The organism is Micromonospora sp. CNZ295, assembly GCF_004217535.1.
The window spans coordinates 768,189-790,514 of record NZ_SHKZ01000001.1; the positions used below are offsets into that span (position 1 = coordinate 768,189).

The window sequence follows — 22,326 nt, forward strand, 5'->3', positions numbered from 1 at the left end:
CGAAGCGGGGCCGGAGGTGCGAGCTCGCGGGGAAACCGGGGTCAGGAGAGCGGGATTGCCGTCAGGGGGTTCGGGATCGGGTCGCCGGCGGTGCCGGGAGCCGCGGTCGCCGGGTCGGCCGTCAGGTCGACGATCCGGTTCGCCGCGTCGACGTGGACCACCTTCGGCCGGTACCTGCGGGCCTCGGCGTCGTCCATCTGGCCGTACGAGATCAGGATGACCAGGTCGCCGGGGTGCACCAGGTGGGCGGCCGCACCGTTGATGCCGATCACACCGCTCCCCCGCTCACCCGGGATCACGTACGTCTCCAGCCGCGCGCCGTTGGTGATGTCCACGATCGCCACCTGCTCACCGGGCAGCAGGTCGGCGGCGTCGAGCAGGTCCTGGTCCACCGTCACCGAACCGACGTAGTGCAGGTCGGCCTGGGTCACCGTGGCGCGGTGGATCTTCGACTTGAGCATGGTGCGCAGCATCGGAGCGCCTTTCGAGGTGGTGGGGTCAGGAGCGCGGGGCCAGGTGGACGGGCGCGTTGTCGATCAGCCGGGTGGTGCCGACCCAGGCGGCGACGAGCAGCCGCGCCGGACCGGCCACCGGCCCCGGCTCCAGGTCCGGGTCGGTGAGCACCAGGTAGTCCAGTTGCGCGCCCCGCGTACCGGAGCCGAACGCGGCGTGCGCGGCGGCCAGGACCGACCCGGCGTCCGCGCCCGCGTCGGCGGCCTCGGCACCGGCCCGCAGCGCCGCCGACAGGCTCAGCGCGGCCGCCCGCTCGGCCGGCGAAAGATACCGGTTCCGGCTCGACAGGGCCAACCCGTCCGGCTCCCGGACGGTCGGCACGCCGACGATCTCCACCGGCACGTCGAGGTCCCGGACCATCCGGCGCACCAGGGTCAGCTGCTGGTAATCCTTCTCCCCGAAGAACGCCAGGTCCGCGCGGGTCAGCTGGAGCAGCTTCAGGACCACGGTCAGCACCCCGTGGAAGAAGCCGGGCCGGCTCTGCCCCTCCAGTTCCTCGCCCAGCTGGCCCGGGTTGACCCGCACCCGGGGCTGGCCACCCGGGTACATGTCCCCCACCGACGGCGCGAAGACCACGTCCGCGCCGGCCCGCCGGCAGATCTCCAGGTCGGCGTCGAGGGTGCGCGGATACCGGTCGAAGTCCTCGTTCGGCCCGAACTGGAGCGGGTTGACGAAGATCGTGACGAGCACGCTGTCCGCCTGCTCCCGGGCGGCGCGCAGGAGCGTCTCGTGGCCGGAGTGCAGGGCGCCCATGGTCATGACGACCCCGACGGTGCCCTTGAGCCCCTCGCGGGCCACCGCCAGCTCGGCGCGCGTGTGCACCAGCTCGGTCACGCGGCCACCTCCCGGTCCCTCCCGCCCAGCACGTCGAGCAGCGACTCCGCGTCCACGGGGCGCAGCCGTCCGGCCGCGATCGCCCGGTCCGCGGTCCTCCGTGCCAACGCCAGGTAGGGGGCCACGGATTCCGGTGCGGTCCCCGCCAGGTGGGCCAGGTGCCGCTCGACCGTGCCGGCGTCGCCCCGGGAGACCGGGCCGGTCAGCGCGTCGTCGCCGAGGCGCAGCGCGTTCTCCAAGGCGGCCCGCAGCAGCGGGGCGAGCACCTTCTCCGGCTGGGCGACACCGGCGTCGCGCAGCCGGTCGGCCGCCTCGTTGACCAGGGTGACCAGGTGGTTGGCGCCGTGCGCCAGCGCCGCGTGGTAGAGCGGCCGGTCCGCCTCGCCGATCCACTCCGGCACGCCGCCGAGGTCGGCGACGAGGCGGGCGGCGAGCGGGCGCAGCTCCGCCGGGGCGGTCACCCCGTACGAGATGCCGGCCAGGCGGGCGAGGTCGTCCGGCGTACCGGTGAAGGTCATCGCGGGGTGCAGGGCCAACGGGCGGGCGCCGACCTCGGCGGCCGGGGCCAGGACCGCCAGCCCGTGCGCGCCGGACGTGTGCGCGACGACCTGGCCGGGGCGCAGCGCACCGCTGCCGGCAAGGCCGGCGACCACGCCCGCGAGCGCGTCGTCCGGCACCGCGACCAGCAGGAGGTCGGTGGCCACCCGGGCCACCGAGGTGGCCGATCGGCGGGGGACGGCGGGAAGCAGCAGCGCCAGCCGGGCCCGGGACGCGCCGGAGACCCCGGCGGCGGCGACCACCCGATGGCCGGCGGCGGCGAGGGCGGCTCCCAGCACGGCGCCGACCCGGCCGGCGCCGATCACGCCGACGGTCAGGGAACGGGGGGCGGGCGCGTCGGCCGGCCGTACGGCGGGCCCCGGACGCGGGCGCAGCGGAGCGCTCATGGCGATGATCCAGTCCTCGAGAAGGGGTACCGGTCGATCGCAAGTATGCGCCGCTGCGACGCAGTCGAAACAAGAAGGTGTGAAAACGTTCACCAGCGACGCGGACTGGTGTTAACAAGGGACCCCTGCGCTACCGGAGGCGTTGACCGGGGCCCTTCCTCGAGGGGAGACGAGATGGCGATCCGCTGGCGGGACGCGATGGACCGGGCGCTGTACGGCCCGGCCGGTTTCTTCGTCGCCGGCCCCGGACCGGCCGCCCACTTCCGCACCAGCGTGCACGCCTCGCCCGCCTTCGCCACCGCCCTGCTCCACCTGATCACCACGGTCGACGCGGCCCTGGAGCACCCGGACCACCTCGACCTGGTGGACGTCGGCGCCGGCCGGGGCGAGCTGTTGCGATCGCTGGTCCAGGCCGTGCGGGAGCCCGGGCACTCGCCGCCCGGGCCCGCCGGCACCCCGCCGGTCCCGCTCGCCCAGCGGGTACGGTTCACCGCCGTCGAACTCGCCCCGCGCCCCGGAGACCTGCCGCCGGAGATCACCTGGGTCGACGAGATCCCCACCGGCGTCACCGGTGTACTCCTGGCCACCGAATGGCTCGACAACGTCCCCCTGGACGTCGCCGTCCCCCGTGGGGACGGCTGGCACTACCTCCTGGTCGACCCCACCTCCGGCGAGGAGACGGTCGGCCCGCCGGTCGAGCCGGCGGACGCCGACTGGCTGACCGCCTGGTGGCCCGCCCCCGCCACCGCCCGGATGGAGATCGGCCGGACCCGGGACGACGCCTGGGCCCGGGCGGTCAGCCACGTCGACCGGGGACTGGCGGTGGCCGTCGACTACGGGCACCTGCGCGACGGCCGGCCGGTGGACGGTTCGCTGACCGGGTACCGGGCCGGACGGCAGGTGCCGCCGGTGCCGGACGGGTCGTGCGACGTCACCGCGCACGTCGCCCTGGACTCGGTCGCCTCCGCCGGTGAGCCGGTCGGGCGGCGCGCGTACACCCTGGTCTCGCAGCGGGAGGCGCTGCGGGCGCTCGGGGCCGACGGCGGCCGACCGACGCTGAGCCGGGCCGCCACCGACCCGGCCGGGTACGTGCGGGCCCTGGCCGCCGCGTCGGCGGTGGCCGAGCTGACCGACCCGGCCGGCCTCGGCGGGCATTGGTGGCTGCTGCAACCGGTCGGCGTCGCCCTCGACCCGCTCGTGGCACGATGACGGGCATGACCACGGACGCCGACCTCCGCGAGCTGACCGTCGGCACCGGCGCGGGCGGGGAGCAGCTCGGCACCGACATGGTGCTCAACATCGGTCCGCAGCACCCCTCCACGCACGGCGTGCTGCGGCTGCGACTGGTGCTCGACGGCGAACGGGTGGTCAGCGCCGAGCCGATCGTCGGGTACATGCACCGGGGCGCGGAGAAGCTGTTCGAGGTGCGCGACTACCGGCAGATCATCGTCCTGGCGAACCGGCACGACTGGCTGTCCGCGTTCGCCAACGAGCTGGGCGTGGTGCTCGCCGTCGAGCGGCTGATGGGCATGGAGGTGCCGGAGCGCGCCACCTGGCTGCGCATGGCGCTCGCCGAGCTGAACCGGGTGCTCAACCATTTGATGTTCCTCGGCTCGTACCCGCTGGAGATCGGCGCGATCACCCCGATGTTCTACGCGTTCCGCGAGCGGGAGACCCTCCAGGCCGTCATGGAGGAGGTGTCCGGCGGGCGGATCCACTACATGTTCAACCGCGTCGGCGGGCTCAAGGAGGAGGTGCCGTCCGGCTGGACCGGGCGGGCCCGCGCGGCCATCGGCGAGGTACGGCGGCGGATGCCGGACCTGGACCACCTGATCCGGCGGAACGAGATCTTCCTGGCCCGCACCGTCGGCGTGGGGGTGCTGTCGGCGGCCGCCGCCGCCGCGTTCGGCGCGTCCGGACCGGTCGCCCGCGCCTCCGGGCTCGACCTCGACCTGCGCCGCGACGAGCCGTACCTGGCGTACGACCAGCTCGACGTGCCGGTGGTGACCCGGACGGCCGGGGACTGCCACTCCCGCTTCGAGGTGCTGCTCGACCAGGTGTACGTCTCCCTCGACCTCGCCGAGCAGTGCCTGGACCGGGTGGACCGGCTAACCGGACCGGTCAACACCCGGCTGCCGAAGGTGCTCAAGGCCCCGGAGGGCCACACCTACGCGTGGACCGAGAACCCGCTCGGCATCAACGGGTACTACCTGGTGTCCCGGGGCGAGAAGACGCCGTGGCGGCTCAAGCTGCGCACCGCGTCGTACGCGAACGTGCAGGCCCTGGCCACGCTGCTGCCCGGCTGCCTGGTGCCGGACCTGATCGCCATCCTCGGCTCGATGTTCTTCGTGGTCGGCGACATCGACAAGTGACCGGCCGCGGCGCTCAGCGAATCGCGGTCCGGCGGCCCCGGCGCTCAGTGTTCGCCGTCCGGCGGCCGCGGCGCCTCAGCGGGTCGCGTCCGGCGGCGACGCTCGCCGTCCAGCGCCCCGGCCCGCGCGGTCAGCGCCAGCGATCGTCCGCCGAACCGTACCGGCCCGGCTCCGGCGACCAGTGTGGTTCCGGCTGCCGCTGCCGGGGCACCCGCCACTCCTCCGGCACCGGTACGCCACCGCTGGGCAGCGCGGGCCGCTCCTCCGGCTCGTCCCAGCCGCCCCGCCAGGACTCCTCGCGATCGCGCCCCGGGTCGTCCCGGCGGACCGAGGCCCACCGGTCCGCCACCCGGAACTCGGCGCCGCTCCGGTCCGCGAGCACCTCCGCCTGCCGCTCGCCCATCCGCAGCTCGCGGCCCCGGTCGTCCTCGCGAACGGCGGCCCACCGGTCGCCGGCGCGCAGCTGCGACCAGTACTCGCCCTCGGCACCGCCGTCCGGCCCGCGTCCCCGGCCGGGCTGGTCCGCCGGGCGGTCCCAGGACCGCTCCGCGTCCCAGCCGCGGTCGTCGCGCCGGTCGGCCCAGCCGCGGTCGTCCCACTGCTGACCGGACCGGGCGGGCTCATCCGGCCCGGCCCACCGGCGATCGTCGCGGGCCCGCTCGTCGCGGCCCGACCACGACCGCTCGTCCGCCTCGGCGGGGCCCGACCAGGAGCGGTCGTCACCGTCCCCGGCCCACGGCCGCTCCTCCGCGCCGGGGGACCGGTGGCTGCCGTAGCCGCCGTACCGGGTGCCGGTCTCACCGAGGCCGCCGTCGACGATGGTGTGCCGGGTGGTGACGTGCACGGTCTCGGTGTGCCGCACCACGCCGAGCGGTCGGGGCGAGGGCTGACCCTCGGTCTCCGGCGTCCACCCGCCGTAGCCGCCGCCGGCGCGCTCGGCGCCGTACACCCCGGCCGACTGCTCGCCGCTTCCGTACCCACCGGCGGCCGACCGGTCCCCGCCGCCGTAGACACCCGCCGCTCGGTCGCCGCCGTAGACACCGGCCGCCCGCTCGCCGCCGCCGTAGACACCGGCCGAGCCGCCGGCCGGGCGCTCGGCGCCGTAGCCGGCGGACGTTCCCGCGTACGGGCGGTCGCCCGGGTAGCTGTCGGAGGTCGGGCGGTCGGCCCGGCGGGCCCGGTCGTCGTCCTGGTCACCCCATTGCCCGCCGTCCGGTGCGTAGACCTGCCCGGCCGGCTCGTCCGCCGGCACCCGGGACCGGCCGGCCGGCTCGTCGGCCGGCACCCGCGCCCGGCCCGCGCCGCCGACCTCGGCCGGGCCGGACAGGGCGGCGGTGCCGGCGTCGAGACGCCGCCGCAGTGCGGCGACCGCCTCGTGGGCACGCTGGGCCTGGTCGAACGCCTGGTTGCCCCGCTGGGCGGCGGCCACGACCTCCCCGCGCAGCTCGCGGCGAAGCTGCTCGATCTCCTCCCGCATCTCCTCGACTTCGGAACCGCCGTCGGCACGGAGCGCGATGGACAGACCGATCAGCACGACGGCCAGGATGGCCAGCACCGCTGCGAACCGTAGTGGGCCGTTACCGTCAGCGATGAGCAGGATCAGCGCCGCCACGGGAGCGAGGGCCACGCCGATCCAGAAAAGCGCCGTCAACAGCGAGGGATTGCGCGTGTCGTCGGTGGCGACCGGGGCCGGCATGGCTGTGCAGCCTACCGAGAGTTGCGCTGCGTGGGAACGGCCGAAAGCGCCCTCCAGCATGGTTACTCGGCAGTAGATTCGCAGGTCGGGCGCCGGGCGCCGGCGACCCAGCCGCCGGCACCCGGTCGTGCTCGTCCCCGGCCGGTCAGCCGGCGGCGAGCGCTCCGTCGGAGGAGAGGACGAGGCCGACGCTGGCGGCACCGGTCTTCAGGGCGTTCTTCGTCTGCGGCCCGGCGGCGTCGAGCGAGCTGAACGAACCGGCCCGGAAGTCGTAGACCTCGATCAGCCCGGCCTGGCACTTCGGCCGCTGCGGGCACTCCGGCGGGCCGGCCAGGACCGTCGCCTCGCCAGAGCACTTGTCAGCCAGCTCGGACAGGGTCCGCACGCCGTGCTTGTCGGCGAAGGCGCGGGTGACGGCGAAGGCGTTCTGGTCCTGAGCGGCGGAGGGCGTGCCGAAGACCAGGTTGACCTTCTCGCCGGCCGCCTTCAACACGGCGACCGTCTTCTCCAGGTCGGGCGAGGAGACCGGCTGGGCGTCCGGCCCGTTGGCCTTGGTGTTGAGGAACTCCGCCATGGTGGCCGCGTACTCGGGGAAGACCTGGATCTCGCCCTTCTCCAGGGCCGGCTCGTACAGCTCGCGGCTGCCGACCTGCTGCACCGTGACCTGGTAGCCGGCCGCGGTCAGCGCGATCTTGTAGAGCTCGGCGAGGGTCTGGCTCTCGCTGAAGTTGGCGGCGCCCACCACGATCCGCCCGCCCGGGCCCTTCGCGATGCCCGCGGTCAGGTTGTTGGCGCCGGCGAACTCGCTCGCCGCCACCGCCGGCGTCCGGCGGTCGACGTCGACGGCCTTGTTGAGCTGGATCAGCTTCGGCGTGTCGAGCGCGGCGGAGACCTTGTCCAGCGCCGCGAGAAGCTGCGGCGTGGCGACGTCCGCGTTGACCGCGGGGAGGACGTTGTCGCTGTTCTGGAGCTTCTTGTCGTCTTCCAGGACGACCAGCTCGTCACCGGCCACCGGGGCGCACCCGGCACCCGACGCGGCCGACTCCGGCGCTTCGGTGCCGGACGAACCGGCCGCACCGCAGCCGGTCAGCAGCCCGGCCGCGGTGAGGGCGCCGACGGCGCCGATCGTCAAACGTGTGCGTGCGCGCATGGCTGCCCGCCTTCCGTGTCCCGGCGCGACCCTTCCGGGCCGGCCGCGTGTCCGACGGACGACCCGCGCCGCCCGCACTTTCACACAACATCCTCCTGGACGGGTACGACAAACCCGTGGGCCGCTTCGTCACCGGATCGTCACCGGCCCCCGGTCGCTGAGTCGACGCTCAGGCGCCGGTGACCGCGTCGGCGGCCCGGCGGCTCGCGCGCCGTCGTCCGGTTCGCAGCGGACGCGGTGTGACGAGCCGCTCGACCAGCGCCAGCACCAGCTCAACCAGCACCGCGAGCCCGGCCACGAGCAGGCCACCGGCGAGGATCTGCCCGCCGCCGGCGGCGATGTCGAGGCCGAACCCGGCCCGGATGATCTGGCCCAGGCCGCCGCCGTTGACGAAGGAGGCCAGTGCGGCGGTGGCGACCACCTGCACCGCCGCCGTCCGGAAGCCGGCCGCCAGGTACGGCACCGCGAGCGGCAGCTCGACCCGGCGCAGCAGCTGCCAGCCGGAGAAGCCCATCCCCCGGGCCGCGTCCCGGGCCTCCGGGTCGGCCTGCCGCACCCCGGTGTACGCGTTGGCGAGCAGCGGCGGCACCGCGAAGACCGCCAGTGCCACGACCACCGAGGGCCGGCCGAAGCCGAGGAAGGTCAACGGCAGGATGGTGAGCAGCGCCAGCGTCGGCACGGCGAGCGTGAGGTTGGCGACGAGCACGACCAGCCCGCCGCCGCGTCCGGTGTGCCCCAGCCAGAGCCCGATCGGCCAGGCGACCAGGCAACCGAGGGCCACCGCCGCCGCCGACATCGACAGGTGCTCGCCGATCCGGTCCAGGATGCCACCGGGGTTGGTCCAGTTCAGCGGGTCGTTGAGCCAGACCACCGCCGCCTCGATCGGGTTCGCCGCGCTCATGCCGGGCTCCGGCGGCGCAGCCACGGGGTGAGCAGGCGCCCGGCGCCGGCCAGGGCGAGGTCGAGCACCAGGGCGAGCAGGACGCAGAGCAGCGTCCCGGTCATGATCTGCGCCTTGTAGAAGTTGTTCTGGAAGCCACCGAAGATCAGCTGGCCGAGCCCGCCGCGCCCGACGACCACGCCCACCGTCACCAGGGCCACCGTGGAGACCGTCGCCAGGCGCAGCCCGGTCAGGATGCCGGGCAGGGCCAGTGGCAACTCGATCCGGAACAACCGGCCCCACCGGCCGTACCCCATGCCCTCGGCCGCCTCCCGCACCTCGGGCGGCACCTGGGTGAGCCCGGCCAGCGCGTTGCGGACGATCACCAGCAGCGCGTAGAGCGCCACCACGCTGAGCACGGTCAGGGCGCCGATGCCCAGGTACGGCGCGAGGAACGCGAACAGGGCCAGCGACGGCACCGTGTAGAGCACGCCGGTGACCGCCAGGATGGGGCCGGTCAGCGGGCGGAACCAGTACGCCGCCACCGCCAACGGCAGCGCGACCAGCACGGCGATGAGCACCGCCCGCGCGGTCAGCGAGGTGTGCTCGCGCAGCGCGGCGAGGATCGTGTCAGAGTTGTCCCGCACGTACTGCCACGAGAACCACGGGTTGCCCGGATCGGTCCGGTAGCCCAGGCGGAAGGACATGTGTGGACGTTACCCCGCAGGGATCCGGCGGCGACGGGACGCGTGCGGCGTCGATCTCGCTCGACGGGATCAGCAAGCGTTACCCGGGCGGCACCGAGGCGGTCCGCGAACTGACCCTGGACGTCGCCGCCGGCGAACTGGTGGTGCTGATCGGTCCGTCCGGCTGCGGCAAGTCGACGGTGCTGCGGATGGTGAACCGGCTGATCGAGCCGAGCGGCGGCCGGATCCTCCTCGGCGGGGAGGACGTGACCCGGGTCGACCCGGTCCGGCTGCGCCGCCGCATCGGGTACGTGATCCAGAACGTCGGCCTGTTCCCGCACCAGACCGTGAGCGCCAACGTGGCCACCGTGCCCCAGTTGCTCGGCTGGTCCCGGGAGCGCCGCCGGCACCGGGTGGCCGAGCTGCTCGAGCTGGTCGGCCTGGATCCGGCGCGGTTCGGCGGCCGCTACCCGCACGAGCTGTCCGGTGGACAGCGCCAGCGGGTGGGCGTGGCCCGGGCGCTCGCCGCGGACCCGGTGGTGCTGCTCATGGACGAGCCCTTCTCGGCCGTCGACCCGATCGTGCGTACCCGACTGCAGGAGGAGTTCCTGCGCCTGCAGGCCGAGGTACGCAAGACGATCGTGCTGGTGACCCACGACCTCGACGAGGCGGTCCGGCTGGGTGACCGGATCGCGGTGCTCTCGCAGGGCGGTCACCTGGAGCAGTACGACACGCCGGCCGCCGTCCTGGGCGCGCCGGCCACCCCGTTCGTACGCGAGTTCGTCGGCGCGGACCGGGGCATCCGCCGCCTGGCGGTCACCCGGGTCACCCGGGCGGCGGTGGAGCCGCTGCCCGCCGCCGCGACCGTGGCCGGGCTGCCCACGTTCCCGCTGGGCGGGTCGGCGTACGACGCGCTCGGCGTCCTGCTGACCTCCGCCGCCGAGCGGGTCGTGGTGACCGAGGAGGAGCGGCCGGTGGGCCTGCTCACCCGGGCCGGGCTGCTCGACCTGGGCCACGCTCCCGACCGCCGGCCGGCCGGTTGACGCCCGGCCGGTGCCCGGTCACCTCGGGTGCTTCAGCAGGTAGTCGATGAAGGCCGCCCGCAGCAGTGGGGCCGACTCCTCGTAGCCGTGACCGGTCAGCTCCCGCCACAGCGCCACCGCCTCTTCGATGGTCGGCCCGACGGAGTTCGGCGCCCCGTCCAGGGCGGCCGCCTCGTCGGCGTTCGGCAGATGGCGCAGCACCGACCAGAAGAACCCCACGTCGCGGTGCTCCCGGGCCACCGCGAACGCCTGTTCCCGCAGATCCTCCGTGGACAGTGCGTCGAGCTCCTCGAACGACCGGCCGCCGGCGGACGTCGATGGTGTGTCGGTCATGCCGCCGAGCCTAACCGCCGAGATCACCGCTGGCTCGACGGACGCGAGGTCAGCGGTCGCCGGCGTCCCAACGCCGGCCGGCGTCCCACTCGGGGAGGTCCCAGCGATCCGCCGGCCGCTCCACGGGCTGGGTCGGCAGGGAGGGTGGCCAGTCGCCGATCGGGTCGGCGCGCTGCACGCTCCAGCCGGTGCTGATCCGACCGTCGGGGTCGGGACCGTCGAGCATGAGCGCCCGGCCGGCCCGCGGCCGGCCGAACGCCTCGACGAGCCGGGTCACCACCAGTCCGACCGCGAGCGCCGCCGCACCGACCGCCCACCGGCTCACCGAATGGCCCTCCGCCCGCAGGTCCGCGAGGACGAGCGTGACCAGGGACACCGCCAGGAGGGTGCCGAGGACGCCGCCACGGCGGCCGAAGGCGCTGGTCCCCGCGAGCAGTGCCGTGCCGACCGCGAGCACCGTCCAGCCCAGGCCCGTCGTCGGGGCGACCGGATCGGCGCCGGCGGTCCCCAGCAGGGAGCCGGCCAGCACGGCCAGCACCGTGGACGCGAGCAGCGCAGCGCCGGCGACCACCGCGGCGAGGGCGCCCCGGCGGCGGGCCGGGTCGGCGACCGGCCGGAACCGGCCGACCAGCCGGCGGACCGGTCGTAGCGTGCCGAACAGCCCGCCGAGCACCGCGACCGCCGCGAACCCGGCGAACAGGTACAGCGCGTCCGGGGCCGGGTCGTAGCCGCCCTGCGGCAGCACCGGCGCGGTGCGCAGCTCGATGTACCCGATGACCGCCCCACCGGCGGCCAGACTGGCCGCCCAGGCGGGGACGTGCAGCACGCCGACCACCAGCGCCAGGACCAGGCCGCCGAGCGCCGCGACGGCGATCGCGGGGCCGACCGCGGCGGCCACGCCCCGGTCGCCCTGCTCGGCCATGTGCAGGGCCGCCGCGACGGTCACCGGCCCGATCGCCAGGTTCACCGCGGCGGTACGCAGGCTCAGCCCGGCGGCCAGGGCCAGCAGCCCGAGCACGACGGCGTCCACCAGCAGCCCGCGCAGCCCGTCGCCGCGCAACGTGTCCGGGTCCGTACGCCAGAGCAGGTACGCGACGCCGGCCAGCCCGGCCAGGAGCAGGATCTCCCACACGACGTGCACGGCGAGCCGGTCCCGGCCGGGCTCGCCGTGGGCCGGGTCGTCGAAGACGTTCTCCAGCTCCGTGGCGGGGATCCCGGACGAGGTGTCGGCGGCGTCCCGCCCCGGTTCGTCGTACCCCATGCACCCGCCTTCCAGGTGGCCGCCCGTCCAGGGTCCGACACGCGCGGGCGGACCGGCGCGGCCGTTGCTCTCCGGTCGCAGGCACCGTACCCGCGCGGAAAGCCTGGCGAAAGCCCCTGCTCAACGCCGGCCCGGGCGGCCCTCCCGGTCGCCGGGCTCGCGGTCCTCGTCGTCCTTCTGCTCCGGGACCCGGCAGGACCGCTCCAGCCAGAGGGCGGCGGCCACCAGCGCCACGGAGGCGAGCAGGCCGGCACCGGCCACCGTGCGGTCGTCCGCGGCGGCCTCGGTGCTCTCCACGAACAGCCAGCCGGTCAGGCCGGCGTAGAACCCGGCGAAGATCGCGCCGGCCAGGGAGGACGCCTTGGCCAGCACCACGAAACGGGCGACGAGCAGCGCGTTCACCGGTTCGCGGCCGGGTCTGCGCTCGATCCGGGCGCGGGTGTTGGCCGCCGCGTACGCCTCCAGCACGGCGAGCGCGGCCAGCGTGACCACCGGCAACCAGGGCAGGTCGTCGGGCAGGTAGTCGTAGTAGAGGAAGCTGATCAGCAGCCACGCCACCGCGGCGGCCGCGAGGGCGGCGACCACCAGCGTCGAGATCCGCGTGGGGCCCATCCGGCCGGGGCCCGTGCCGCCCGGTGGCGGCGACTTCGCCTGCGTCATGCCGGTCGGCTCCACTGCCTCATGCCGTCGACTCTAGCTCCAGATCCGGACGGGGACGCAGTTCCAGCGCGTCCGCGGCGACCGGCCCGGCGTTCAACAGGTCGGTGAGCCAGCCGTGCCCGGGCAGCAGCGCGTACGGCTGGATGTCGATCCACGGCCGCAGGACGAAGGCGCGCAGGTGGGCACGCGGGTGCGGCAGCGTGAGCTCGGGATCGTCGCGGAGCACCGGTTCACCGTCGTCCGTCCAGACCGCGATGACGTCGACGTCGAGGGTGCGGGGCCCGAAGCGGCGCGCGGGGTCCCGCTCCCGCCCGGCCGCCCGCTCCGCCGCCCGGGCCCGCGCCAGCCAGTCGTCGGACGTCGCGGCGGGATCCTGCGCCAGCACGACCGCGTTGAGGTACGCGGGCTGGTCGGTGTCGCCCCAGGGCGGCGTCTCGTACACGCCGGAGACCAGCAGGACGGACACGCCCAGCGCGGCGACGGCCGACCGCAGGTGGCCGAAGCGGTCACCCAGGTTGCTGCCGAGCGAGAGCAGGGCCCGGGTCACCGGCCGCGCTCCCGCCTCAGCGTGACGGCGACGTCGGTGAAGGCGTGCGGGACGGGGGCCTCGGGCTTGTGGACGGTGACCGTGGCGGCCCGCACCCGGGGATCCTCCAGGCAGATGGCGACGAGCCGGTCGGCGAGCGTCTCGATCAGGTTGACCGGTTCCCCGGTGACCACCGCGACCAGCCGCTCCGCCAGCTCGCCGTAGTGGACGGTGTCGGTCACCTCGTCGGAGCGGGCGGCCGGGGCGAGGTCCAGTTCCAGGACGGCGTCGACGACGAAGTCCTGGCCCTGCGCCCGCTCGAAGTCGTACACCCCGTGCCGGCCGTGCGCGCGCAGGCCGGTGAGCTGGATGCGGTCGGTCATTCCTCTCCTCCCGGGATCCCGGCGGCGGTCGGGGTGGCTGCCGCCAGCCGGGGCGCGCCCGTGGCGCGCCAGACGGCGAGCGCGTCCACCGTGGCCCGGACGTCGTGCACCCGGACGCCCCAGGCGCCGGCCGCCACCGCGAGCAGGCTGGTGGCGACGGTGGCGACCTCCCGCTGCCCGGTCGGCCGCGGCGTGCCGTCGGGCGCGGCCAGCAGCGCACCCAGGTAGGACTTGCGGCTGGCGGCGAAGAGCAGCGGGTAGCCGAGGTCGAGCAGCTCGGACAGGCGGGCGCTGAGCTCCCAGTTGTGCGCGGCGGTCTTCGCGAACCCGAGCCCCGGGTCGATGACGATGCGGTCGGCCGCGACCCCGGCGGCGAGCGCGGCGTCGACCCGCTCGGCGAGCTCGGCCCGGACGTCGGCCACGACGTCGCCGTAGCGGGCCAGCTCGCTCATCGTGCGCGAGTGGCCGCGCCAGTGCATCAGCACCCACGGGCACCCGGCGTCCCGGACGACGCGGGCCATGTCCGGGTCGGCGAGCCCGCCGGACACGTCGTTGACCACCGTCGCGCCGGCGGTGAGCGCCAGCTCGGCGACCCGGGCGCGGGTGGTGTCGATGCTGACGGCCACCCCGGCGGCGGCCAGCTCGCGGATCACCGGCAGCACGCGGGCGGCCTCGGTCTCCGCGCCCACCCGGTCGGCGCCCGGCCGGGTGGACTCGCCGCCCACGTCGACCAGGTGCGCGCCCTCGCCGCGCAGCCGGACGCCGTGTGCGACGGCGGCGTCGAGGTCGGCGTACCGTCCGCCGTCGGAGAAGGAGTCCGGCGTGACGTTCAGGACGCCCATCACCACCGGGGCCGCGGCTCGTACCAGATCGGTCACGGATAGACCGTACCGGTCACCGCGGACGGCCCGGCGCGGCCCGGACCATGGGCGCTGACATGCACGTTAGAACACGTGTACGATCGGACATCGGTACCGGATCGACCCCAGTCTTCGCGCCTTGTCGCAGACCGTGGGTGGCCGTACGCTTTGGAATTGCCCAGCATCGAGATGGCGAAGCCTGGAGGGAGGGCCGAAGCGGGAAAATCCGCCCAGAGCTCACCACTCGCCGTGGTGGGTGACGAACGCGGCGTCGTGGCCGCGCGACGTTGAGCACCGTTCCCGCCAGGCATGCCTACTGCACCGCCGCGGCGCCGCCGGCCGCGTTATGGGGAGGTTCCAGTGATCGCCATCGAGCTGATGGAGACGGCGTCGTCCGCCGCCGCCCACGCTCTCTCGACCCTGGGGTCGACGCCACTCGCCGAACCGGCGCCGAAGGGCATCGACACCGAGGGCGTTGTCACCTTCTTCGCCAGCAAGATCGCCCCGATCCTGCTCGCCGTGCTGGGCGTCATCTTCATCGGGCGCGCGAGCCGGGGCGAGATCTCCAAGGTGCTGACCAGCTCGGCCATCGCGATCGTCGGGCTGGCGTTCATCGCCGGAGCCGCCACCCTCTTCTTCGTCGGCGACTACCTGATCGACCTGATCTTCGAATAGGCGCGGGCAGGACATGCGGCTGCGCACCGACGACGACATCTACCGGGCACGCCTGGTCTACCTCGGGCCGCCCGGCTACACCCTTCCGGTCCACCTCCCGTACGCGCAGTACGGGCTGTTCATGCTGCTCGTTCCCCTCTACATGTTCATCCACTGGTTGTTCACGCTGCGGGTCGAGCTCTTCCCGGCCTGGGAGATCGCCCTCGCGATCGTGACGACCTCGTTCGTCTTCCGGTACGTCGACCCGGACCGGCCGGCGCGGATGGTGATCCGCACCGCGCTGACCGACTGGCGGCGCACCCGGGAGCCGGCCGCCGAGCTACGCGACCCCCGCCTGGTCGGCAGCCGGATCAGGATCCGGGAGGAACTGGCATGACCGGGCAGTGCAACGACGCGGGTGAGGCGGTGGCATGAGTCGCTCCTCCACGCCGGGATCCCCGGCCGGGCGCCCGCCCGCTCCACACAGTGACCCTACGCGGTCGTACGACTACGCGGACGCGACCGACGTCGACGAGACCGCGCTCGATCCGGCCCTGGCCACGACGCCGAGCCACGGCGGGGTCGGCGTCTTCCAGGCGCCGCGCCCGCTGCAGCGGCGGGCCTCCGCGGAGCCCGCCCCCGGCGACGGCACCGACATCGACTCCCCCTTCCTCGACCTCTTCGGGGCGACCCGTCCGGCCCGGGGCACGCCGGCGCGCCAACCGGCCCGGGAACAGCCGGCGATCCCACTGCAACCCGCCGCGGGTTCGCCACCGCACCAGCCGGCCAGGCCCGCCGTGCCCGCACCACGGGTCCAACCGGCCCGGCCCACGACCGCACCGGGCCAGCCGAATGCTGGCAACGGCGGGTGGTCCACCGGCGAGCAGCCGGCGGTCGACCCGCCCCGGTCCCGCTCCGGCTGGGCCACCGGTGAGCAACCGACGATCGCGCCGCCACGAGCGCGCATCGCACGGGCCGCCGGCGAGCCACCGGCCGGTCCGGCCACGGCACCCGCCGAGCGGACGCCGGCGGTCGCGCGACCCGCCCGGCGGGCGCCGGTGGCCGAGCCGTCCGGTGCGGAGGCCGAGCCGTCCGCACGGCCGGCCCGGGTGCCGCACCAGACCGGCGGCCGCCCCTCCGCGGTCCACGCCCCGGCGGACGAGCCCGCGCCGGCGACCGCCGTGCCCGTCGAGCCGCGGCACCGCCACGCCGGTGAGCAGCTGCCCGAGCGGACCGGCACGCGGGACCTGGCCCCGCCCCGGCAGCGCTCCGCCAGCCGTCGGGACCGCCCGACCAAGCCCGTACGGGTGCGCGCGCCGAAGATCAAGTTCGGTGACCGGGACCCGTCGGTGGAGCTGGCCATCACCGAGATCGCCGGCCACCTGACCTTCACCCCCAACACCGTCACCGCCTGGTACTGGCTGCCCGAAGTGCGGTGGGCGTTCCGTCCCGACGCCGAACGGGAGGCCCTGCTCTCGGCCATCTCCGAGCAGTACGCCGGCCTGGCCGGGTTCCGCCTGCACCTGAGACGCACCACCCGCCCGTTCCCCGCCGACGAGTGGGCGCGCGCCATCGACTCGCACACGCCGTTGCCGCTGCCCGACGTCCCCGGGACGCCGGGCTGGGCCGACCATCTCGTCGCGGCACAGCGGCACCTGCTGTCGGTCAACCATGCCGAGGGGCAGACCTACCTCGGCGTGACGTTCGCCCGGCGGTCGCTGGGCGACTCGCTGGTGGAACGGATGCTGCGCACCTTCGGCCGGGGCGTGGCCGAGGGCGAACGGCGCAAGCTCGGCCGCACCGTCGAGCAGTTCGACGAGGTGCTCGCCGCCTTCGGCATGCGCGGCCGGCGGGTCACCGCACAGGAACTGGAGTGGCTGCTCTACCGCTCGGTGGCGCTCTGCATGGCACCGCCCGGGCAGCTCTCCCCGGTCACCGACGGGCGCTGGGAGCGCGGCGATCTGCTCGCCCTGACCGAGCAGGTGGAGCGCTACCGCACGCCGTACGGGTCCACCGTCAAGCTGGTCAACCGGATGACCGGCGAGGAGCGGCACGTCGCCGTGCTCGCCGTGGGTCGGATGGAGCCGCTGGAGATCCCCGAGCGGCACGAGCCCTGGCTGCACTTCCACGAGCGGCTGCCGTGGCCGATGGAGCTGTCCAGCCGGGTCGACATCCTGGGTCCCGGCGACTCCTTCCGCAACCTGGAGCACCGGCTGCGGATGATTCGGTCCCAGCAGCTCGACTACGCGGAACACGGCATCGACGCGCCGCCGGAGCTGGAGCGGCTCGCCAAGCGGGCCCTGGTGATCGGCGACGAGATGACCACCGGGCTGCCGGTCGACTCCGCGCGGGCCCACGGCTGGCACCGGATCGCGGTCGGCGGCCGGACGCGGGAGGAGTGCCTGGAGCGCGCCCGGCGGCTGATCCAGCTCTACTCGCGTGAGCTGCGCATCTCGCTGCAGCACCCGAAGAACCAGGACTGGCTGGCCCGCGAGTTCATCCCGGGCGAGCCGATCGCCAACACCGGGTACGTCCGCCGGATGCCGGTCAACCTGCTCGCCGCCGCCCTCCCCCAGGCCGCCTCGACCGTGGGCGACCGGCGCGGCGACCTGATCGGGCGTACGGCGGGCACCTGCCGCCGGCCGGTCTTCCTCGACCTGCACTTCCCGATGGAGGTCCGGGAGCGCTCGGGGCTCGCGGTGTTCGTGGCGGAGCCCGGCGGCGGCAAGTCGACGCTGCTCGGCGCCCTCGGCTACCTCGCTGCCCGGCGAGGTGTCCAGGTGACGCTGCTTGACCCGTCCGGCCCGCTCGCCCGGCTCTGCGCGATGCCCGAGCTGGCGCCGTACGCGCGGGTGCTCAACCTGACCGGCTCCGAGCCCGGCACCCTCGCACCGTATTCCCTCATCCCCACGCCGCTGCGCAGCGAGTTCGGCACCGGTGCGGCAGGCGACCGGGAGTTCCAGATCGCGGTCTCCAACGCCCGGGCCGAGCGCCGGATGCTCGTCCAGGACATCTGCATGATGCTCGTGCCGCCGCAGGTGGCCCGCGAGGCGTCGACGGCCACGCTGTTCCGGCACGCCGTACGCCAGGTGCCGGCGGAGGAGACGTCCACCCTGGACGACGTGGTCGCCACCCTCGGGCAGCTCGACGACGACGCCGGCAAGGAACTGGCCAACCTCCTGCTGGACACCGCCGAGATGCCGCTCGCCATGCTCTTCTTCGGCCGGCCGCCGGAGGGGCTGCTCGGGCCCGATGCCGCGCTCACGGTGATCACGATGGCCGGGCTCCGCCTGCCCGATCTGAAGATCGAGCGCGAGTACTGGTCGGCCGAGGAGGCCCTCGCCCTGCCCATGCTGCACACCGCCCACCGGCTCGCGGTCCGCCGCTGCTACGGCGGGTCGATGTCGTCGCGGAAGCTGGTCGGCCTGGACGAGGCGCACTTCATGGAGGGCTGGCGCTCCGGCCGCTCGTTCCTCGTACGCCTCGCCCGCGACTCCCGCAAGTGGAACCTCGCCGCCCTGGTCGCCTCGCAGAACCCGAAGGACATCCTCGGCCTCGACGTGCAGAACCTGGTCTCCACGGTCTTCGTGGGCCGGATCGCCGAGGACGCGGAGATCGCCTCCGAGGCGCTGCGCCTGCTGCGGGTGCCGGTCAACGACGGCTACGAGGCCACCCTCGCCTCCCTCTCCACCGCCGACGCCACGTCGGCCTCCCGGCTCGGCTTCCGGGAGTTCGTGATGCGCGACGTCGACGGCCGGGTGCAGAAGGTCCGGGTCGACGTCTCGTACGTCGACGGCCTGCTCGACCACCTCGACACCACCCCGGCCGCGGTGGCCGCCGCGGCCGGGGTGCTACCCGCCATCGCACCGGATCTGGAGGCGTGACATGGGCGGCGCCCGGGCACGGACGGCGGCGCTCCTGCTCGCCCTCGGCATCCTGGCCGGCGCCACGATCGGCTGGCCGGCGGTCGGCGCGGCGGCGGCACCGGTCGCGCCGCTGACGGCGCAGGCTCCGGCCGACCTCTGCACCACCCAGGAGTGGCAGGCCGACTTCCGCGCCTGTGTGGGAAAGCTCAAGGATGTGACAGGGGCGCGAGCAGAGTGCCTCGAGCCGCCGGTGCCGGGCGCACCCGATGCGGGACTCGCCGGATGGTTTGCGGGATCACCGCCCGAGTCGCATTCAGGAGGTGTCACCGGTCGATACAGCCTCTATGGGTATGCCGGGTACAGCTACACCACCTACGACATCGGTTGCGCCGCAACTGTCCTTCATCCGGACTACAAGTTCACGACGACGGTCGCGAATGGTGAGTTCATGCTCGCCACTGCGGTGATCGGCGCATCAAACGCTCTGCGGGAACGGGCCTGGGATCCACGTACCATGTGGGGCTGGGCGGACCCACTGGTGGAGCAGGCGACGAAGGCCGTCTACCAGAAGGTGTTCACCGTTTTTGGCATCATCACCCTCTGCGTGGTCGGTCTTTACCTGCTGTGGCGCTCACGCCAGTCAGACATGAGCAACGCGATGACGACCGCAGGCTGGGCCCTCCTCGTCATGGTGGCGGTGACCGCGCTGGCCGCCTGGCCCGCGAAGTCCGCCAACATCGCCGATGGCACCCTGATCACTACGTTGGGTGTCGTTCATGAGGCTGTGGGCCCGCCGGCGAAGACACCCGGCCGGTGTATCGATCCGAATCCAGATCGCTGTAAGGATCTTCGTTCTCCGGCTGTGCGAGCGAGCGACACCGCCACCGAGTCCATGCTCTATCGCAACTGGCTCCGTGGTGTACTCGGCTCAGCCGACAGTGAAACGGCCAAGAAGTACGGGCCCGCCCTCTACGATGCACGCGCTCTTACCTGGGGAGAGGTGCAGTCGATCAGGGCCAATCCGGCAACCCGTCAGGCGACGATCGAAGCCAAGCAAAAACAGTGGATGAAGGTCGCCGAGCAGATTAGGGAAGAGGACCCGGAGGCGTACGAGTACCTCCAAGGCGTCCGGGACATGGACCGGGTGGGCGCCGGGTTCATCGCGGTGCTCGCGGCGCTGCTCTTCGCGATGTTCGACCTGACCGCGTCGGTGCTGGTGCTGCTGGGCTTCCTGATCTTCCGATGGGCGGTGATCGCCGCACCGATCCTCGGCACGGTCGGGCTGCTGCGCCCGGCCAGCGCCGGCCTGCGCCGGTTGGGCAACGCGGTCGTCGCGGCCGTCTTCAACATCGCCATCTTCGGCACCGGCGCGGCCATCTACCTGTTCGCCGTCGACCTCATCATGAGCACGCCGACCCTGCCCGGCTGGCTCCAGGTGGTGCTGGTCTGGCTCTGCGGCGTGGTCGGCTGGCTGCTGCTGCGCCCGTACCGGCGGATCACCCAGCTCGGCGGCAAGGACAGCAGCGAGGCGGTCAGCTCCGCCGGCTCCTGGCACCGGCGGTTCTTCCGCGACATGCGCACGGCGGCGCGCCTCGACGTGGTCGAGCCGGGAGGCACCGCCGAACCGGCGATGGGGCGTCGCCGGCGGGTGGTCGCCGAACAGAGCACCCTGCGGCCGGAGGCCCGGCGGGAGGATCCGGTGCACTCCGGCGAGCAGGGCGGCCGACCCGACGGCCACGAGCGGCGCGGGGAGGTCGAGCCGGCGCGTGCGGAGCGGCAGGCCGCGGGACGGCCGGCGACCCCACGGCAGCGGCGGCAACCGGCCACCTGGACGGAGCCGGACGTTCCGCAGGAGAGCCCGTCGTTCGTCATCTACCGGCCGGGCTCCGCGGAGGCCGTTCCCGACCGCAACGCGCCGCGGATCCGCTCCGAGGCTCGGTGATCGCGGTGCGGCGGGCGATCGAATCCCTGTTCACCCGGGTCCTGCGGTCCCGACTGGGTATCGCGCTGGCGCTCGCCGTCGTGGTGTTCGGCATCATCGGAGCCGCCCGGCTCGTCGCCGGTCCGCCTGATCCGGGGGCGGGGCTCAGCAACCGGCCGGACCGGCCCATCACCACGGTTCCCCCGACCGCGGGTGACGACGGGGCGATCGCCACCGGTGCCCCCACGCCCGTCACCCGCCCCGGAGAGCCGACGCCGCAGCAGATCGCGGAGCGGTTCGTCGGCGCGTGGCGTGCCGAGCCGGGCACCACCCCGGAGGAGTGGCACGCCGGCCTGCGCCCGCTGGCCACGCCGGCGCTGGCCGAACAGCTCGTCGGCGCCGGGCCGGCCGACGTCCCGTCCGGGCAGGTGACGGGTGATCTGACGGTCGAGCCCCGCTCGGACACCGTCGTCGAGGTGCGGGTGCCGTTCGACACCGGGCGGCTCCGGTTGGAACTGGTGGCGCCTGACGGCCGATGGCTGGTGGACGCGATCGACTGGGAGCAGCAATGAGCGGAGTGAGCCGGCCCCACCGTCGTCCGGTCCGTGCCGGAGCGCTGGCCGCCGCGCTCACCGCGACCCTCGCGCTGCTCTGCTGCACCGGGGGGGCGGGTGCCTTCTTCCTCACCGACCTGGGCGGCGACGGCGGCGACCGGCTGCGGCTGGCGAACCAGGACTGCACCGGTGACTTCCGCGTCGAGATCACCGGTGAGATGCCCCGGATGTCGCAGTACGGCGAGGTCCAGCTCCGGAACGCCGCGCGCATCATCAAGGTCGGGCAGGAGATGAAGGTACCGCCGCGCGGCTGGGTGATCGCCGTGGCGACCGCCATGCAGGAGTCGCGCTTGCGCAACCTCGCGAACCCCACGGTGGCCGGGTCGCAGACGATCCCCAACGAAGGTGTCGGCTCGGACCACGACTCGGTCGGGCTGTTCCAGCAGCGGGCGAGCTGGGGCTCGGTCGCGCAGCGGATGACCCCGGAGTACGCGGCCCGCAAGTTCTACGAGAAGCTGCTCAAGGTGCCCGGCTGGGAGCGGATGCCGCTGACCCGGGCCGCGCAGGCCGTGCAGATCAGCGCCTTCCCGGACGCGTACGCCAAGCACGAGACCCTCGCCGCCACCATCGTGAACGCGCTGGCCGGCGGCGCGGCCCGGACCGTACCCGTCGCCGGTGGCCAGGCCTGCGACGCGGCGGAGGACGGCCGGATCGCCGCCTCCGGCTGGACCGCGCCCATTCCCGGTGACGTCGGCTCCGGCTTCCGCACCGCGGAGCGGCCGGCCCACAACGGCGTCGACATCGGAGCCCGCAAGGGCACGCCGATCCGGTCCGCCTCCAGCGGACGCGTGCTGGTCTCCCGCTGCGATCCGGACCGGGCCGGGCGCCTGAGCTGCGACGTGGACGGCTGGCCCGGCAAGGGCGGCTGCGGATGGTTCGTCGACATCCTGCACGCCGGGGAGATCATCACCCGCTACTGCCACATGGTGAGCAAGCCGCGGGTCCGGGTCGGCCAGACGGTCAGGGCCGGCGAAGTGATCGGCGAGATCGGCAGCAGCGGCAACTCGTCCGGGCCCCACCTGCACTTCGAGGTCCACACCGACGGTGACCGCAGCAGCCGCGGCGCGATCGACCCGGTACGGTTCATGCGGGAGCGCGGCGCGCCGCTGCGGAGTGTGGAATGAGGCGTC

The 22,326-nt window shown here is 74.2% G+C and carries 22 protein-coding genes; 9 read left to right on the forward strand and 13 right to left on the reverse strand.

The window, feature by feature from the left end:
- Positions 1-41 precede the first annotated feature (41 nt).
- Genes panD through EV376_RS03620 form a run of 3 tightly spaced genes read right to left on the reverse strand, consistent with a single transcriptional unit; the run spans position 42 to position 2,291 of the window.
- Positions 42-473, reverse strand: a complete 432-nt coding sequence (gene panD, locus EV376_RS03610; protein WP_130320734.1) for an aspartate 1-decarboxylase — start codon at positions 471-473, stop codon at positions 42-44.
- A 25-nt stretch (positions 474-498) separates the two neighbouring features.
- Complete coding sequence (gene panC, locus EV376_RS03615; RefSeq protein ID WP_130320735.1) at positions 499-1,347, reverse strand: pantoate--beta-alanine ligase; 849 nt, start codon at positions 1,345-1,347, stop codon at positions 499-501.
- Positions 1,344-2,291, reverse strand: a complete 948-nt coding sequence (locus tag EV376_RS03620; protein WP_130320736.1) for a DUF2520 domain-containing protein — start codon at positions 2,289-2,291, stop codon at positions 1,344-1,346. Before EV376_RS03620 ends, panC begins: the two co-directional genes overlap by 4 nt.
- Before the next feature lie 174 nt (positions 2,292-2,465).
- Between EV376_RS03620 and EV376_RS03625 the strand changes: the two genes are divergently transcribed.
- Together EV376_RS03625 and EV376_RS03630 are read left to right on the forward strand one after the other, a co-directional pair.
- The gene (locus EV376_RS03625; RefSeq protein WP_130320737.1) at positions 2,466-3,500 is read left to right on the forward strand and encodes an SAM-dependent methyltransferase; all 1,035 of its coding nucleotides are present in this window, start codon (positions 2,466-2,468) and stop codon (positions 3,498-3,500) included.
- Positions 3,497-4,663 (forward strand): NADH-quinone oxidoreductase subunit D-related protein, encoded by a 1,167-nt coding sequence (locus tag EV376_RS03630; RefSeq protein WP_207228029.1) that lies wholly within the window; start codon positions 3,497-3,499, stop codon positions 4,661-4,663. The genes EV376_RS03625 and EV376_RS03630 overlap by 4 nt, the downstream gene beginning before the upstream one ends.
- Before the next feature lie 130 nt (positions 4,664-4,793).
- Here EV376_RS03630 and EV376_RS03635 read toward each other — a convergent pair whose 3' ends face one another.
- The 4 genes from EV376_RS03635 to EV376_RS03650 all read right to left on the reverse strand — a co-directional run bounded on the left by EV376_RS03635 (position 4,794) and on the right by EV376_RS03650 (position 9,096).
- Positions 4,794-6,359: a 6TM ABC transporter family protein gene (locus tag EV376_RS03635; protein WP_130320739.1), complete on the reverse strand. Its 1,566-nt coding sequence runs from the start codon at positions 6,357-6,359 to the stop codon at positions 4,794-4,796.
- Between the two features lie 145 nt (positions 6,360-6,504).
- On the reverse strand, positions 6,505-7,509 hold the full coding sequence (locus EV376_RS03640) for a glycine betaine ABC transporter substrate-binding protein (protein ID WP_130320740.1): 1,005 nt from the start codon (positions 7,507-7,509) through the stop codon (positions 6,505-6,507).
- 169 nt (positions 7,510-7,678) lie between these two features.
- Positions 7,679-8,434 carry an ABC transporter permease subunit gene (locus EV376_RS03645; RefSeq protein WP_207228031.1) on the reverse strand — a complete coding sequence of 252 codons (756 nt, stop codon included), beginning with the start codon at positions 8,432-8,434 and terminating at the stop codon, positions 7,679-7,681.
- A complete protein-coding gene (locus tag EV376_RS03650; protein ID WP_130320742.1) occupies positions 8,407-9,096 on the reverse strand; it encodes an ABC transporter permease in 690 nt (229 codons plus the stop codon). The genes EV376_RS03645 and EV376_RS03650 overlap by 28 nt, the downstream gene beginning before the upstream one ends.
- A gap of 2 nt (positions 9,097-9,098) precedes the next feature.
- Between EV376_RS03650 and EV376_RS03655 the strand changes: the two genes are divergently transcribed.
- Entirely contained in the window at positions 9,099-10,118 is a 1,020-nt protein-coding gene (locus EV376_RS03655) for an ATP-binding cassette domain-containing protein (protein WP_130320743.1), read from the forward strand.
- Between the two features lie 18 nt (positions 10,119-10,136).
- Here the strand turns inward: EV376_RS03655 and EV376_RS03660 are convergent, their stop codons facing one another.
- The 6 genes from EV376_RS03660 to folP all read right to left on the reverse strand — a co-directional run bounded on the left by EV376_RS03660 (position 10,137) and on the right by folP (position 14,159).
- A complete protein-coding gene (locus tag EV376_RS03660) occupies positions 10,137-10,451 on the reverse strand; it encodes a hypothetical protein (protein ID WP_130320744.1) in 315 nt (104 codons plus the stop codon).
- Between the two features lie 49 nt (positions 10,452-10,500).
- Positions 10,501-11,712, reverse strand: coding sequence for an ABC transporter permease (locus tag EV376_RS03665; protein WP_165437945.1), 1,212 nt, complete (start codon positions 11,710-11,712; stop codon positions 10,501-10,503).
- Between the two features lie 120 nt (positions 11,713-11,832).
- Entirely contained in the window at positions 11,833-12,372 is a 540-nt protein-coding gene (locus EV376_RS03670) for a DUF3180 domain-containing protein (protein WP_130320746.1), read from the reverse strand.
- A 19-nt stretch (positions 12,373-12,391) separates the two neighbouring features.
- A complete protein-coding gene (gene folK / locus EV376_RS03675) occupies positions 12,392-12,919 on the reverse strand; it encodes a 2-amino-4-hydroxy-6-hydroxymethyldihydropteridine diphosphokinase (protein ID WP_130320747.1) in 528 nt (175 codons plus the stop codon).
- Positions 12,916-13,281, reverse strand: a complete 366-nt coding sequence (gene folB, locus EV376_RS03680) for a dihydroneopterin aldolase (RefSeq protein WP_130320748.1) — start codon at positions 13,279-13,281, stop codon at positions 12,916-12,918. Before folB ends, folK begins: the two co-directional genes overlap by 4 nt.
- Positions 13,278-14,159, reverse strand: coding sequence for a dihydropteroate synthase (gene folP, locus EV376_RS03685; protein ID WP_130320749.1), 882 nt, complete (start codon positions 14,157-14,159; stop codon positions 13,278-13,280). Before folP ends, folB begins: the two co-directional genes overlap by 4 nt.
- A gap of 342 nt (positions 14,160-14,501) precedes the next feature.
- Here folP and EV376_RS03690 point away from each other — a divergent pair, with 342 nt between their 5' ends.
- The 6 genes from EV376_RS03690 to EV376_RS03715 are packed head-to-tail and all read left to right on the forward strand — an operon-like array spanning position 14,502 to position 22,320.
- Positions 14,502-14,816 (forward strand): hypothetical protein, encoded by a 315-nt coding sequence (locus tag EV376_RS03690; RefSeq protein ID WP_130320750.1) that lies wholly within the window; start codon positions 14,502-14,504, stop codon positions 14,814-14,816.
- Positions 14,817-14,829: 13 nt separating this feature from the next.
- Positions 14,830-15,192 (forward strand): hypothetical protein, encoded by a 363-nt coding sequence (locus EV376_RS03695; protein ID WP_130320751.1) that lies wholly within the window; start codon positions 14,830-14,832, stop codon positions 15,190-15,192.
- Between the two features lie 34 nt (positions 15,193-15,226).
- Positions 15,227-18,679, forward strand: coding sequence for an ATP-binding protein (locus EV376_RS03700; protein WP_130320752.1), 3,453 nt, complete (start codon positions 15,227-15,229; stop codon positions 18,677-18,679).
- Between the two features lies 1 nt (position 18,680).
- Positions 18,681-20,603: an HAD family hydrolase gene (locus EV376_RS03705; RefSeq protein ID WP_130320753.1), complete on the forward strand. Its 1,923-nt coding sequence runs from the start codon at positions 18,681-18,683 to the stop codon at positions 20,601-20,603.
- Positions 20,600-21,154, forward strand: coding sequence for a hypothetical protein (locus EV376_RS03710; protein WP_130320754.1), 555 nt, complete (start codon positions 20,600-20,602; stop codon positions 21,152-21,154). Before EV376_RS03705 ends, EV376_RS03710 begins: the two co-directional genes overlap by 4 nt.
- The gene (locus tag EV376_RS03715) at positions 21,151-22,320 is read left to right on the forward strand and encodes a M23 family metallopeptidase (RefSeq protein WP_130320755.1); all 1,170 of its coding nucleotides are present in this window, start codon (positions 21,151-21,153) and stop codon (positions 22,318-22,320) included. The genes EV376_RS03710 and EV376_RS03715 overlap by 4 nt, the downstream gene beginning before the upstream one ends.
- The last annotated feature ends 6 nt before the right edge of the window (positions 22,321-22,326 follow it).

Bases quoted from the DNA above. Each gene is read 5' to 3' on its own strand.
- EV376_RS03715 (WP_130320755.1), top strand. From the start codon at position 21,151: ATGAGCGGAGTGAGCCGGCCCCACCGTCGTCCGGTCCGTGCCGGAGCG.
- EV376_RS03700 (WP_130320752.1), top strand. From the start codon at position 15,227: ATGAGTCGCTCCTCCACGCCGGGATCCCCGGCCGGGCGCCCGCCCGCT.
- EV376_RS03625 (WP_130320737.1), top strand. From the start codon at position 2,466: ATGGCGATCCGCTGGCGGGACGCGATGGACCGGGCGCTGTACGGCCCG.
- folB (WP_130320748.1), bottom strand. From the start codon at position 13,281: ATGACCGACCGCATCCAGCTCACCGGCCTGCGCGCGCACGGCCGGCAC.
- panD (WP_130320734.1), bottom strand. From the start codon at position 473: ATGCTGCGCACCATGCTCAAGTCGAAGATCCACCGCGCCACGGTGACC.
- EV376_RS03660 (WP_130320744.1), bottom strand. From the start codon at position 10,451: ATGACCGACACACCATCGACGTCCGCCGGCGGCCGGTCGTTCGAGGAG.
- EV376_RS03695 (WP_130320751.1), top strand. From the start codon at position 14,830: ATGCGGCTGCGCACCGACGACGACATCTACCGGGCACGCCTGGTCTAC.
- EV376_RS03635 (WP_130320739.1), bottom strand. From the start codon at position 6,359: ATGCCGGCCCCGGTCGCCACCGACGACACGCGCAATCCCTCGCTGTTG.
- EV376_RS03650 (WP_130320742.1), bottom strand. From the start codon at position 9,096: ATGTCCTTCCGCCTGGGCTACCGGACCGATCCGGGCAACCCGTGGTTC.
- EV376_RS03630 (WP_207228029.1), top strand. From the start codon at position 3,497: ATGACGGGCATGACCACGGACGCCGACCTCCGCGAGCTGACCGTCGGC.
- EV376_RS03705 (WP_130320753.1), top strand. From the start codon at position 18,681: ATGGGCGGCGCCCGGGCACGGACGGCGGCGCTCCTGCTCGCCCTCGGC.
- EV376_RS03620 (WP_130320736.1), bottom strand. From the start codon at position 2,291: ATGAGCGCTCCGCTGCGCCCGCGTCCGGGGCCCGCCGTACGGCCGGCC.
- EV376_RS03670 (WP_130320746.1), bottom strand. From the start codon at position 12,372: ATGACGCAGGCGAAGTCGCCGCCACCGGGCGGCACGGGCCCCGGCCGG.
- EV376_RS03640 (WP_130320740.1), bottom strand. From the start codon at position 7,509: ATGCGCGCACGCACACGTTTGACGATCGGCGCCGTCGGCGCCCTCACC.
- EV376_RS03665 (WP_165437945.1), bottom strand. From the start codon at position 11,712: ATGGGGTACGACGAACCGGGGCGGGACGCCGCCGACACCTCGTCCGGG.